Origin of the sequence: Rhodobaculum claviforme (assembly GCF_016653255.1) — a bacterium.
GTDB classification, from domain to species: Bacteria; Pseudomonadota; Alphaproteobacteria; order Rhodobacterales; family Rhodobacteraceae; genus Rhodobaculum; species Rhodobaculum claviforme.
The window spans coordinates 1-11,768 of record NZ_NHSD01000290.1; the positions used below are offsets into that span (position 1 = coordinate 1).

The 11,768-nt window shown below is 71.2% G+C and carries 14 protein-coding genes; 5 read left to right on the forward strand and 9 right to left on the reverse strand.

Going from position 1 to position 11,768, the window contains the following annotated elements:
• Window positions 1-40: 40 nt before the first annotated feature.
• The gene (locus CCR87_RS12575; protein WP_201157875.1) at window positions 41-1,000 is read right to left on the reverse strand and encodes an acetyl-CoA carboxylase carboxyltransferase subunit alpha; all 960 of its coding nucleotides are present in this window, start codon (window positions 998-1,000) and stop codon (window positions 41-43) included.
• Window positions 1,001-1,242: 242 nt separating this feature from the next.
• On the opposite strand from CCR87_RS12575, the gene dgcN reads away from it, so the two are divergent.
• The 3 genes from dgcN (at window position 1,243) to CCR87_RS12590 (ending at window position 4,139) form a co-directional block, all read left to right on the forward strand.
• The gene (gene dgcN / locus CCR87_RS12580) at window positions 1,243-2,247 is read left to right on the forward strand and encodes an N-acetyltransferase DgcN (protein ID WP_201157876.1); all 1,005 of its coding nucleotides are present in this window, start codon (window positions 1,243-1,245) and stop codon (window positions 2,245-2,247) included.
• Window positions 2,248-2,251: 4 nt separating this feature from the next.
• Complete coding sequence (gene dgcA, locus CCR87_RS12585) at window positions 2,252-3,217, forward strand: N-acetyl-D-Glu racemase DgcA (RefSeq protein WP_201157877.1); 966 nt, start codon at window positions 2,252-2,254, stop codon at window positions 3,215-3,217.
• Between the two features lie 70 nt (window positions 3,218-3,287).
• Window positions 3,288-4,139, forward strand: a complete 852-nt coding sequence (locus CCR87_RS12590; protein WP_201157878.1) for a D-amino-acid transaminase — start codon at window positions 3,288-3,290, stop codon at window positions 4,137-4,139.
• A gap of 209 nt (window positions 4,140-4,348) precedes the next feature.
• On the opposite strand, the gene rplT is transcribed toward CCR87_RS12590, so the two are convergent.
• From rplT to pyk, 3 genes are all read right to left on the reverse strand, one after another.
• Entirely contained in the window at window positions 4,349-4,714 is a 366-nt protein-coding gene (gene rplT / locus CCR87_RS12595; RefSeq protein ID WP_201157879.1) for a 50S ribosomal protein L20, read from the reverse strand.
• A 12-nt stretch (window positions 4,715-4,726) separates the two neighbouring features.
• On the reverse strand, window positions 4,727-4,927 hold the full coding sequence (gene rpmI, locus CCR87_RS12600) for a 50S ribosomal protein L35 (protein WP_201157880.1): 201 nt from the start codon (window positions 4,925-4,927) through the stop codon (window positions 4,727-4,729).
• Between the two features lie 127 nt (window positions 4,928-5,054).
• Complete coding sequence (gene pyk / locus CCR87_RS12605) at window positions 5,055-6,509, reverse strand: pyruvate kinase (protein WP_201157881.1); 1,455 nt, start codon at window positions 6,507-6,509, stop codon at window positions 5,055-5,057.
• A 166-nt stretch (window positions 6,510-6,675) separates the two neighbouring features.
• On the opposite strand from pyk, the gene CCR87_RS12610 reads away from it, so the two are divergent.
• On the forward strand, window positions 6,676-7,011 hold the full coding sequence (locus CCR87_RS12610; protein WP_201157882.1) for a DUF1244 domain-containing protein: 336 nt from the start codon (window positions 6,676-6,678) through the stop codon (window positions 7,009-7,011).
• A 20-nt stretch (window positions 7,012-7,031) separates the two neighbouring features.
• On the opposite strand, the gene CCR87_RS12615 is transcribed toward CCR87_RS12610, so the two are convergent.
• The 5 genes from CCR87_RS12615 to CCR87_RS12635 form a co-directional block, all read right to left on the reverse strand.
• Window positions 7,032-7,487, reverse strand: coding sequence for a host attachment family protein (locus CCR87_RS12615; protein WP_201157883.1), 456 nt, complete (start codon window positions 7,485-7,487; stop codon window positions 7,032-7,034).
• A gap of 166 nt (window positions 7,488-7,653) precedes the next feature.
• Window positions 7,654-8,253, reverse strand: a complete 600-nt coding sequence (locus CCR87_RS12620; RefSeq protein WP_201157884.1) for a superoxide dismutase — start codon at window positions 8,251-8,253, stop codon at window positions 7,654-7,656.
• Window positions 8,254-8,411: 158 nt separating this feature from the next.
• On the reverse strand, window positions 8,412-8,651 hold the full coding sequence (locus tag CCR87_RS12625; protein ID WP_201157885.1) for a DUF1289 domain-containing protein: 240 nt from the start codon (window positions 8,649-8,651) through the stop codon (window positions 8,412-8,414).
• Entirely contained in the window at window positions 8,641-9,141 is a 501-nt protein-coding gene (gene ruvX / locus CCR87_RS12630; protein ID WP_201157886.1) for a Holliday junction resolvase RuvX, read from the reverse strand. The genes CCR87_RS12625 and ruvX overlap by 11 nt, the downstream gene beginning before the upstream one ends.
• Before the next feature lie 152 nt (window positions 9,142-9,293).
• Window positions 9,294-10,568 (reverse strand): DNA polymerase IV, encoded by a 1,275-nt coding sequence (locus CCR87_RS12635; RefSeq protein WP_201157887.1) that lies wholly within the window; start codon window positions 10,566-10,568, stop codon window positions 9,294-9,296.
• A gap of 212 nt (window positions 10,569-10,780) precedes the next feature.
• Here CCR87_RS12635 and CCR87_RS12640 point away from each other — a divergent pair, with 212 nt between their 5' ends.
• Window positions 10,781-11,710 carry a class I fructose-bisphosphate aldolase gene (locus CCR87_RS12640; RefSeq protein WP_201157888.1) on the forward strand — a complete coding sequence of 310 codons (930 nt, stop codon included), beginning with the start codon at window positions 10,781-10,783 and terminating at the stop codon, window positions 11,708-11,710.
• Window positions 11,711-11,768: the final 58 nt, after the last annotated feature.

Below are 11,768 nucleotides of genomic sequence, written 5' to 3' on the forward strand. Positions count from 1 at the left end.
CTGAGCCCCTCTGAGCCCCTCTGCGGCGGCGGGCTGCGGCCTAGGCCGCCAGCCCCTTGGCCCCCATCGACAGGAACTTGCGCCGACGGTCGGCCACCAGCGCCGCGGGCTTGCGGCCCGACAACTCGTTGAGCATGGCGCGGATCGCGGTCCCCACCGCCGCGATCGTCTGCGCCCGGTCGCGCTGTGCCCCGCCCATCGGTTCGGGAATGATGCGGTCGATCACGCCCAGCTTCGACAGATCCTGCGCCGTCAGGCGCAACGCCTCGGCGGCCTCGCGCATCTTCTCGGCGTCCTTCCACAGGATCGAGGCGCAGCCCTCGGGGCTGATCACCGAATAGACCGAGTGTTCCAGCATCGCGATGCGGTTGGCCGTGGCCAGCGCCACCGCCCCGCCCGATCCGCCCTCGCCGATCACGACCGAGACCAGCGGCACGCCGATCTCCAGGCATTTCTGGGTGCAGCGGGCGATGGCCTCGGCCTGCCCGCGCTCCTCGGCGCCCTTGCCGGGATAGGCGCCGGGGGTGTCCACCAGCGTCACCACCGGCAGGTTGAAGCGGTGCGCCAGATCCATCAGCCGGATCGCCTTGCGATACCCCTCGGGGCGGGCCATGCCGAAGTTGCGCTCCAGCCGCGAGCGGGTGTCGTGGCCCTTTTCCTGACCGATCACCACGACCGCGCGGTCGTCGATGCGCGCAAGCCCGCCCATGATGGCCTGATCGTCGGCAAAGTTGCGATCGCCCGCCAGTGGCGTGAACTCGGAAAACAGCGCCTCGATGTAGTCCTTGCAGTGCGGACGGTCGGGGTGGCGGGCGACCTGGCACTTCCGCCACGGGCTCAGCCCCTTGTAGAGGTCCTTGAGCAGCGCCTCGGCCTTGCGGTCGAGGGCTGCAGCCTCACGCTCAACGTCCATCTCGGGGGTGGCGCGCGCAAGCCTGCGCAGCTCCTCGGCCTTGCCCTCGATCTCGGCCAGCGGCTTTTCGAATTCCAGGTAGTTCACGCGCCCCTCCGACCCACTGTCGCCGTGCGATATGCACAGCCCGGCGCGGTTTTGCAATGCGCCGGGCGGCGCGGAAGCGGGCATGGCGGGCGGGAAAATCTTGCGCATCGCGCCCCACTGGCGCACCAGCACGGGCGCACCCCCTTGCGCGTCCCCGCATTTGTCCACCACATTCGCCCGCGAACCGGGCAGGATCACCCGAACGATCCGAACCCACCCGCCATTTCATCCGGAGGCCGTCCATGTCGATCCAGACACCCTATCTCCTGTTCCTCGGCGATGCGCCCGACGCGCTGGCGGCCAAGGTCGCGCAGGGCATCCGCGACTGGCGCCCCGAATTCGCCGTGGGCCAGTTCCGGCTGGAGGGGTGTCGCGCCGACATGGGTCTGCCGGACATGACGCTGGCCGAGGCCAAGGAGGCGGGCGTCAAGACCCTCGTGATCGGCGTGGCCAACCGCGGCGGCATGATCAGCCAGGCCTGGAAGAAGGTTCTGGTGCAGGCGCTGGAGGAGGGCTTCGACCTCGCCTCGGGCCTGCACAACCTGCTGCGCGACGAGGAAGACCTCGCGGCCGTCGCCCGCGCCACCGGCCGCACCCTGCATGACGTGCGGGTGCCGTCGGTCAAATACCCCATCGCCGACGGGGTGAAGCGTACCGGCAAGCGCATGCTCGCCGTGGGCACCGACTGTTCGGTGGGCAAGATGTACACCGCCATCGCGATGGAACGCGTGATGCGCGAGCGCGGCATGAAGGCCAGCTTCCGCGCCACCGGGCAGACCGGGATCCTGATCACCGGCGACGGCGTCCCGCTGGACGCGGTGATCGCGGACTTCATGGCGGGCTCGATCGAGTGGCTGACGCCCGACAACGAGCCCGACCACTGGGATCTGATCGAGGGTCAGGGCTCGCTGTTTCATGTCTCGTATTCCGGCGTCACGCTGGCGCTGATCCACGGCGGGCAGCCCGACGCGCTGGTGCTGTGCCATGAACCCACGCGCACCCACATGCGCGGCCTGCCGGGCTACAGCCTGCCCAGCCTCGAGGATCTGCGCGACACCGCGCTGGCGATGGCGCGCGTGGCCAACCCCGCCTGTGTTGTGGTCGGCGTGTCGGTCAACACCCACGCCATGACGCCCGCCGATGCCGACGCCTATTGCGCCGAGGTGGAGGCGCGCCTGGGCCTGCCGACGGTGGACCCGGTGCGCCACGGGCCCGCGCGCCTCGTGGATGCGCTGGCGGCGGTGTGATCCCATGCAGATCACCGTCACCCCCGAGACGTTCCGCCTGGCGCAGGTCTTCACCATCGCACGCGGATCGCGGACCGAGGCGCAGGTTCTGACCGTCACCGTCACCGACGGCCCCCATGCCGGGCGCGGCGAGTGCGTGCCCTATGCGCGGTATGGCGAGAGCCTCGACAGCGTGGCCGCCCAGATCAACGGGCTGGGCGCGCCGCTGACCCGGGCGGCGCTGCAAGACGCGCTGCCCGCCGGGGCTGCGCGCAACGCCGTCGACTGCGCGCTGTGGGACCTGGAGGCCAAGGCGACCGGCCACCGCGTGTGGCAGCTCGCCGGCCTGCCCGCACCACGCCCCGAGGTCACCGCCTATACCCTGTCGCTCGACACACCCGAGAACATGCGCGCGGCGGCCCAGAAGAACGCCCACCGCCCGCTGCTGAAGATCAAGCTCGGCACCCCCGACGACATGCCCCGGCTGGAGGCGGTGCGCGCGGGCGCCCGGGACGCGCGGATCATCGTGGACGCCAACGAGGGTTGGACGGCGGAGGTCTATGCCGACCTTGCGCCGCATCTGCTGCGTCTGGGTGTCGCGATGGTCGAACAGCCCCTGCCCGCCGGTGACGACGGCATGCTGGGCGAGATCGCCCGCCCCCTGCCCGTCTGCGCCGACGAGGCCTGCCACGACCGCGCCAGCCTGCCCGCGCTGCGTGGCAAGTACGACATGGTTAACATCAAGCTCGACAAGACCGGCGGCCTGACCGAGGCGCTGGCCCTGCGCGATGCCGCCCGCGCCGAGGGGTACGGCATCATGGTCGGCTGCATGATCGGCTCCAGCCTCGCGATGGCGCCGGCGGTGCTGGTGGCGCAGGGTGCTGCGTTCACCGACCTCGACGGCCCGCTGCTGCTGGCCGAGGACCGCGATCCCGCGCTGGCGTTCGACACCGCCGGCGTCCACCCCCCCGAGGCCGCGCTGTGGGGCTGAGCCGTTCCTGGCCGCGCCACCCGACCCCGCTATCTCTCATCTCACCCCCGACCCGCCAAGGAGCCCACCCATGAGCCGCACCGTCTATGTCAACGGAGAGTACCTGCCCGAGGAAGAGGCCCGTGTGTCGGTGTTCGACCGCGGCTTCCTGTTCGCCGACGGCGTCTACGAGGTGACCTCGGTGCTGGACGGCAAGCTGGTGGACTTCGACGGCCACGCGAAGCGGCTGGAGCGGTCGCTGGGCGAGCTGGAGATGGCCAACCCGGTGACCCGCGACGAGTTGCTGGAGATCCACCGCGAACTGGTCACCCGCAACGCCATCACCGAGGGCATGGTCTATCTGCAGATCACCCGCGGCGCGGCCGACCGCGATTTCGCCTTTCCGGTGGACGCCACGCCGACGATCGTGCTGTTCACCCAGTCCATGCCCCTGATCGAGAAGCCGACGGCGAAGACGGGGATCAAGATCGTCTCCATCCCCGACCTGCGGTGGGGCCGGCGCGACATCAAGACGGTGCAGCTGCTGTATCCGTCGATGGGCAAGATGGTGGCCAAGAAGGCCGGTGCGGATGATGCCTGGATGGTGCAGGACGATTTCGTGACCGAGGGCACCTCGAACAACGCCTGGATCGTGTCGGGCAACCGCATCGTCACCCGCCATCTGGGGACCGAGATCCTGCACGGCATCACCCGCGCCGCCGTCCTGCGGATGGCGCGCGAGGTCCAGATGACGGTGGAGGAGCGCCCCTTCTCGCTGGCCGAGGCGAAGGCCGCGGACGAGGCCTTTGTCACCTCCGCCTCGGCCTTCGTGATGCCGGTGGTGGAGATCGACGGCCAGCCCGTGGGCCAGGGCACGCCCGGCCCGTTGTCCAGGCGCCTGCGCGAGATCTACATCGACGAGATGCGGGCGGCGGCGATCTGAAGCCCCCGGCCGGGGACGGGGCCGACGCGCGCCCCGTCCAGCGGGCTCCCACCCACCCCCGCCCGCCGGCCGGGCCGCGCGCCGGCCCCGGGGCACGTGCGATCGGACGGATGTGTTGAGGGGGCAGGCGGTGCGGGACCGCAACGAAAAAGGGGCGCTGGCCATCGGCCGCGCCCCTTTTGCATGTGCTCAACCCTGGTCGGGTCGGATCAGGCGGGCATCGCCGCGCGCGCCTGGCTCACGATCTGGCCGAAGGCGGCGGGTTCATGCACGGCCAGATCGGCCAGCACCTTGCGGTCCACCTCGATCCCCGCAAGGGCGAGGCCGTGGATGAAGCGCGAATAGGTCAGGCCGGGATCGATCTCGCGCACCGCCGCGTTGATCCGCTGGATCCACAGGGCGCGGAAGTTGCGCTTGCGGACCTTGCGGTCGCGGGTGGCGTACTGGTTGGCCTTGTCCACCGCCTGGGTGGCGGTGCGGAAGTTGCGCGAGCGGGCCCCGTAGTAGCCCTTGGCGGCCTTGACGACCTTGCGATGGCGGGCGTGGGTGACCTTGCCGGATGTGACGCGGGACATGTGTGTGCCTCCTCAGCGGTCGTAGGGCATGTATTTCTTGACGATGCGGGCGTCGGCATCCGACAGCGCGGAGGTGCCCCGCGCGGTCCGGATGAATTTCGACGTCCGCTTGATCATGCCGTGCCGCTTGCCGGCCTGGGCCGCCAGTACCTTGCCGGTGGCCGTGACCTTGAAGCGCTTCTTCGCGCTCGCCTTGGTCTTCATCTTGGGCATTTCGGTCTCCTTTGCCGTCAGTCGCGCGACTCGGCATGCCACTCGGGCCGGCCGCGCGGGGATTTGAGTGTGCTCCGATAGCCGCCCGGGGCTGCGGGCGCAAGGGCCCCGATCGGACGGCCCGCCATCACGCCGGGGCGGGATCGGCGCGCTGGATGTAGCGTTCGTCGCAGCGCGTCACCCGCAGGATGTTGGTCGATCCGGGCACGTTGAAGGGCAGCCCGGCGGTGACCACGATCTGATCCTCGGGCCCGGCGAAGCCGTCGCGCCGCGCCGCGCGCACGGCGCTGAGGACGGCGGTGGTGAACGACGTCATCGGCCCGTCGGTGATCAGCGTGTGGCAGCCCCAGCTCAGGCACAGCCGCCGCGCCACCGCCTCCACCGAGGTCATGGCGATGATCGGCACGGCGGGACGCTCGCGCGCCACCAGCCGGACGGTGTGGCCGGATTCGGTGTAGCAGCAGATCGCGCGGATATCGCTGGTTTCCGCGATCTGGCGCGCGGCGGCGACGATGCCGTCGGCCACGGTGCGCTGCGGCACCGCGCGCGAGGCGTCGATGATGGAGCGGTAGTTGGGGTCGCCCTCCACCTCGATGGCGACCGCGTTCATGGTGCCCACCGCCTCCACCGGATAGCTGCCGGCGGCCGATTCCGCCGACAGCATCACCGCGTCGGCGCCCTCGTAGATGGCGGTGGCGACGTCCGAGACCTCGGCCCGGGTGGGGATGGGGCTGGTGATCATGCTCTCCAGCATCTGGGTGGCCACGATCACCGGCTTGGCCGCCGCGCGGCACCGCCGGATCAGGCGCTTCTGGATGGGCGGGACCGCCTGCACCGGCAGCTCCACCCCCAGATCGCCACGCGCGATCATGATCCCGTCCGAGGCCTCCAGGATCTCGTCGAAGCATTCGACCGCGGCGGGCTTCTCGATCTTGGCGAGGATGGCGGCGCGGCCGGCGGCGCGGGTGCGGGCCTCCTCCACGTCGGCGGCGCGCTGCACGAACGACAGCGCCAGCCAGTCCACGCCCAGCTCGCAGGCGAAGTCCAGATCGGCGCGGTCCTTCTCCGACAGCGCGGTCACCGGCAGCACCGCGTCGGGCACGTTCACGCCCTTGCGGTCCGACAGCGTGCCACCCACCCGCACCTCGGTCTCGGCAAAGTCGGGGCCGCAGTCGGTCACCCGCAGGCGGATCTTGCCGTCGTTGAGCAGCAGGGCCGCGCCGGGCTTGAGGGCCGCAAAGATCTCGGGATGCGGCAGGCACACCCGGTGGCTGTCGCCCGGCGTGGGATCGAGGTCGAGGCGCAGCGCCCCCCCCTCCTCCAGGTCCACCGCACCGTTGGCGAACGTCCCCACCCGCAGCTTGGGCCCCTGCAGGTCGGCCAGGATCGCGACGGGCTTGCCCAGATCGGCCTCCACCTTGCGCACCAGCGCGTGGCGGGCGGCCAGCTCGTCATGGCTGCCGTGGCTCATGTTCAGGCGGAACACGTCGGCGCCGGCCTCGAACAGCGCGCGGATGGTGTCGTAGTCGTTCGAGGCCGGGCCAAGCGTGGCCACGATCTTGACGCAGCGCATTCGGCGCATGGGGTTTCCTCCAAAAGGGATGTTCGTATACGTTATGGGCCGCAACCCCGCCGGGCCGCAACCGCACAGGGCGTGAAAATCCGATGACCGTCCGGGGTTTCCGCGCCGCGTCCCCGGGCCCAGTCCCCGGTCCCCAGTCCCGCACCACAGATCACAGGACCCCGACATGCCCGACATCCCCGCCGACCCCGCCACCCGCGAAGCCCTGGAGGCCGCCGCCTTTCGCCGCCTCGTGGCGCATCTGCGCGCACGCCCCGACGTGCAGAACATCGACATGATGGCCCTGACCGGGTTCTGCCGCAACTGCCTCAGCCGCTGGTACGAAGAGGAGGCGGAGGTGCGCGGCATCCCCCTCGACCGCGCGGCGGCACGCGAGGCGATCTACGGCATGCCCTATGACGACTGGAAGGCCCGCCACCAGTCCGAGGCCTCGCCTGCGCAACAGGCCGCCTTCGACGCCACGCGCGACCGCGACAGCGGCGGGGACGGCGGCGGGTACTGACCCGCCGCGCCCCCACGCCGTCACAGGCGGTCGATCAGCTCGGCCACCTTGCCGCCAAGCTGCGACAGCGGGTGCTGGGTCAGGGTCTTGGGCAGCTCCGCCATCACCCGGGCCCGCAGGTCCGGGTCGATGCGGTCGCGCAGCACCGACAGGATCTGCGGCGCGGCGACCACCACCAACCGGTCGATGTCCACCTTGCCCGCCAGCCGGTTCAGCCGCTCGGCCACATCGGCCGCGAACTGCTCCTTGGAGATGCGGGCGTGGTCGGTCGCCTCCATCGCCGAGCGCTGGTTGTGGCCCGGGTCGGGCATCCGCCCCGGCCGGTCCGTGACCTGGTCGCGGTTGGCGATCACCTCCTGCGCCATCTTGGCATGCAGGCGCAGCCGCGGTGCGCGTGGCGTGCCGGTGTTCTCGCAGATCAGGGCCTTTTCGCCATCTGCCAGCAGCACCCATGTTCCCTTCGCCAGAAGCGCCATCGCAATCTCCCTTTGCCTGCCGCGGTCCCGTTCCCCACCGATATGCGCACGCCCCCCGCCCCGCCAAAGGGCGCGGGCCCCGAACCGGCGGAAAACCGCCCCCCGAATGCAAGCGCGCCGCACCCGGGGGGGCGCGGCGCGGGGATGGCTGCGGGGCGTCGGGCCGTCACAGACGGGCGGCGACGGCCTCCCAGTTCACCAGCTTCTCGAGGAAGTTCGTAAGGTACGCGGGCCGCTTGTTGCGGAAGTCGATGTAGTAGGAGTGCTCCCACACGTCACAGCCCAGCAGCGCGGTCTGCCCGAAGCACAGCGGGTTCACGCCGTTCTCGGTCTTGGTGATCTTCAGGCTGCCGTCGGTGTCCTTGACCAGCCACGCCCAGCCCGAGCCGAACTGACCCGCCCCGGCGGCGGCAAAGTCTTCCTTGAACTTGGCGACCGAGCCGAACGCCTCGGTCAGGGCGGCTTCCAGCGCGCCCGGCATCTTCTTCTCGCCCGGGGCCATCCATTCCCAGAACTGGTTGTGGTTCCAGTGCTGGGAGGCGTTGTTGAAGATGCCCGACTGGGCCACCGCGCCGGCCTGATAGGTGCCCGCGACGATCTCCTCCAGGGACTTGCCCTCCCACTCGGTCCCCGCGATCAGCTTGCTGCCGTTGTCGACATAGGCCTTGTGGTGGATGTCGTGGTGGTACTCCAGCGTCTCGCGCGACATGCCCAGATCGGCGAGCGCGTCGTGGGCGTAGGGAAGATCGGGAAGGTTGAAGGCCATTCGGTGTCCTCTCGTTGCATGTTTGGCTGGGCGATAGGTGCGTCCCCGGGGCCGCCCCGTCAAGGGCACGCCGGTGCGCGCGGGCCCAGACCGGCGCTGCGCGTCCGGCTGCGCGGACACCGACGCCCGCCCGCGATGCGCTGTGGTTGCGCCCGCCGTCAGCCCGCGTCGCGGCCCAGCCGGGCGGCCCGGCCGCCGCGCCGTTGCGCCAGCAGCCCCGCGCGCGACGGCAGCGCCGCCATGACGGCGCGGCGGTCCTCGGGGGTCATCCGCGACCAGGCGGTGATCTCGTCGATGGTGCGCAGGCAGCCGGTGCACAGCCGCGCCTGCGGGTGAATCACGCAGACCTTGGTGCAGGGGCTCTCGGCCTCGGCGCGTTTCCAGATGTCATCGCTCACGCGCGGCTCCCTCGATATGGCCCAGACGGTCCAGCAGTCCTTGCAAGATATACCCGGCGGCGACGGCGTCGATGACCTCGGCGCGACGTTTTCGGGATGTATCCGCCTCCAGCAGCGTGCGCTCGGCGGCGACGGTGGACAGCCGCTCGTCCCACAGCGCGATCGGCAGGTCGGTCAGCGCCGACAGGTTGCGCGCGAAGGCCCGCGCCGACTGGGCGCGCGGCCCCTCCGATCCATCCATGTTGCGCGGCAGGCCCAGCACGATCCCGCACAGATCGCGCGCGTGGGCGATCTCCAGCAGGCGCGCGGCGTCGAGGCTGAACTTGCGCCGCCGCACCGTCTCCAGCGCGGTGGCCACGCCGCGCCGCCGGTCCGAGACCGCCACCCCCAGCGTCTGCGTGCCCGGATCGATGCCCAGCAGCCCCCGCCCCGGCGGCAGGACCGCGGCAAAGGCACGGATCGCATCGGGCGTGGCGTCGTGGATCTGCATCACCCCTCCCCCCGGGGCGTCAAGGGCCCCATGGCTCCATGATCCGCACGGGGCGATGGCGCAAGCCCCCCGCGCGCCGAAGCCGGTCGCCCGGCCCCGGCCACGCGGCCCCGTTACCCGGCCCGTCAGGCGGCCCAGTCACCCGGACCAATTCAGCCGGCCCCGTCACCCGGCCCCAGCGCGCGGCCGCGCAGGATCGCCCCCGCGCCGAACCGCGCGCGGATGGCGTCGGTTGCCCGCTCGGCCGCGGCGCGGCGCGCGTGCTGCGCGTCCAGCAGATCCCCGGTGCGGTCCGCCGCCCCCGCAGGACCCAGATCCGACAGCCCCACCCCGATCAGCCGGAACGGCGCGCGCGGGGCTTCGGCCGCCAGCAACGGATCGGCCGCGCGCCAGATCGCATCGGCCATCTGTGTCGGCTCGCGCAGGCTGCTGCGCCGCGTCAGCAGGCGAAAGTCCGCACGCTTGAGCTTGAGCGTCACCACGCGCCCGGCCAGTCCGTGCGCCTTGGCCCGGTCCGCGACCTTTTCCGACAGCCGCCACAGATGCGCCCCCAGCAGCTCCGGCGCGGCGATGTCCTCGCCAAAGGTGGTCTCGTTGGAGATCGACTTGACCGGCGCATCCGCCGACACCGGCCGCGCGTCGATGCCGCGCGCAAGCCGCCACAGCCGCGCCCCCTGCGCCCCGAAGCGGGCCACGAGGGCGGCCTCGTCCCAGCGCAACAGATCGCTGATGCGGTGGATCCCGGCGGCCGACAGGCCCGCCTGGGCCGCCGCGCCCACGCCCCAGATCACACCGACGGGACGGTCGCGCAGGAACGCCTCGGTCTCGGCCCGGCCGACGACGGAAAACCCCCGCGGCTTGTCCAGGTCCGACGCGATCTTGGCCAGGAACTTGTTGTGGCTGAGCCCGACCGAGGCAGTGACGCCGACCTCGGCCTCGATGTCGCGCACCAGCCGCGCGAGCAGCACCGCAGGCGGCGCGCCATGCAGCCGCGCGGTGCCGGTGAGGTCCAGAAACGCCTCGTCCAGCGACAGCGGCTCCACCGCGGGGGTCAGCGCCTCCATCCGCGCGCGGATGGCGCGGCTGACGGCGGCGTAGCGGTCGTGGCGCGGCGCGATCACGGCGGCATCGGGGCACAGCCGCAGCGCCTGAAACATCGGCATGGCCGAGCGCACGCCGTGGATGCGCGCGATGTAGCACGCCGCCGACACCACCCCCCGCCGTCCCCCGCCCACGATCACCGGACGGGTCCGCAGGTCGGGCGCGTCGCGTTTTTCCACGCTGGCGTAGAAGGCGTCGCAGTCGACATGGGCGATCGACAGCGCGAACAGCTCGGGATGTGCGAGCACACGCGGGCGCCCGCACGCCGGACAGCGCGCGGCGGCGGCGGGCAGGGTCACGAGGCAGTCACGGCACAACGCGGGCATGGCGAGGGATCTAGCACGTCGCAGGGCGCGCGGGCAGGCCCCTTGAGGGCCGGGACGTGGCGCGGGGCCGTCACGGGCATTGGCCGCCGGTCGCGCGGGCAGCGCCGTGGAAAACACGCGCGATCCCGCCCGCGGCGCCCCGGAAGCATTGCGCGACGCGCAGCACCCCCCTAAACCCGCGGCCAGACATCGGCACGAACAGGAGCACCGCGATGAAAGCCACCCGCACCGTCAAGCGCATCCTCGACAACTACGAAGGCGACAATCCCGGCGTGAAGGGCAACCTGTGCCGCATGCTGATGGAGGGGCGGCTGCGCGGCACCGGCAAGATGGTGATCCTGCCGGTGGACCAGGGATTCGAGCACGGCCCCGCCCGCAGCTTTGCCGCCAACCCCGAGGCGTATGACCCGCACTATCACTACCAGATGGCCATCGATGCCGGGCTGAACGCCTATGCCGCGCCGCTGGGGATGCTGGAGGCGGGCGCGGATACCTTTGCCGGACAGATCCCGACGATCCTGAAGGCCAACAGCGCCAATTCGCTGATGTCGGACACCGCGGGCAAGAACCAGGCGGTCACCGCGTCGGTCGATGATGCGTTGCGGCTGGGCTGCGCGGCCATCGGCTTCACCATCTATCCCGGCTCGGACATGGCCATCGACATGTTCGAGGAGATCAGCGCGCTGCGCGAGGAGGCCGCCGCCAAGGGCATCCCCACCGTGATCTGGTCCTATCCGCGCGGCGAGGCGGTGTCCAAGGACGGCGAGACGGCCATCGACATCGCCGCCTACGCCGCCCAGATCGCGGCGCTGCTGGGCGCGCACATCATCAAGATCAAGCTGTCCACCGACCATCTGGAACTGGGCGAGGCGAAAAAGGTCTACGAGGCGCAGGGCATCGACGTGGCCAGCCAGACCGCGCGCGTGCGCCACTGCATGCAGGCGGCGTTCAACGGCCGGCGCATCGTGGTGTTCTCGGGCGGGGCCAAGAAGGGCGAGAACAGCGTCTATGACGATGCCCGCGCGATCCGCGACGGCGGCGGCAACGGCTCCATCATCGGGCGCAACACCTTCCAGCGCCCGCGCGACGAGGCGCTGGCGATGCTGGGCAAGCTGGTGGACATCTACAAGGGCGCCGACTGATCCGGGCCGGGGACGGGCGGGCAGCGCGCCCCGGCGGCGTCGCTCCCGCCCACCCACC

Excerpts from the sequence above, each read along its gene's own strand:
- rpmI (WP_201157880.1), bottom strand. The coding sequence starts at position 4,927 with ATGCCCAAGATGAAGACCAAGGCGAGCGCGAAGAAGCGCTTCAAGGTC.
- ruvX (WP_201157886.1), bottom strand. The coding sequence starts at position 9,141 with ATGCAGATCCACGACGCCACGCCCGATGCGATCCGTGCCTTTGCCGCG.
- dgcN (WP_201157876.1), top strand. The coding sequence starts at position 1,243 with ATGTCGATCCAGACACCCTATCTCCTGTTCCTCGGCGATGCGCCCGAC.
- CCR87_RS12615 (WP_201157883.1), bottom strand. The coding sequence starts at position 7,487 with ATGGCGCTTCTGGCGAAGGGAACATGGGTGCTGCTGGCAGATGGCGAA.
- CCR87_RS12620 (WP_201157884.1), bottom strand. The coding sequence starts at position 8,253 with ATGGCCTTCAACCTTCCCGATCTTCCCTACGCCCACGACGCGCTCGCC.
- CCR87_RS12610 (WP_201157882.1), top strand. The coding sequence starts at position 6,676 with ATGCCCGACATCCCCGCCGACCCCGCCACCCGCGAAGCCCTGGAGGCC.
- CCR87_RS12635 (WP_201157887.1), bottom strand. The coding sequence starts at position 10,568 with ATGCCCGCGTTGTGCCGTGACTGCCTCGTGACCCTGCCCGCCGCCGCC.
- dgcA (WP_201157877.1), top strand. The coding sequence starts at position 2,252 with ATGCAGATCACCGTCACCCCCGAGACGTTCCGCCTGGCGCAGGTCTTC.
- CCR87_RS12640 (WP_201157888.1), top strand. The coding sequence starts at position 10,781 with ATGAAAGCCACCCGCACCGTCAAGCGCATCCTCGACAACTACGAAGGC.
- CCR87_RS12590 (WP_201157878.1), top strand. The coding sequence starts at position 3,288 with ATGAGCCGCACCGTCTATGTCAACGGAGAGTACCTGCCCGAGGAAGAG.
- pyk (WP_201157881.1), bottom strand. The coding sequence starts at position 6,509 with ATGCGCCGAATGCGCTGCGTCAAGATCGTGGCCACGCTTGGCCCGGCC.
- rplT (WP_201157879.1), bottom strand. The coding sequence starts at position 4,714 with ATGTCCCGCGTCACATCCGGCAAGGTCACCCACGCCCGCCATCGCAAG.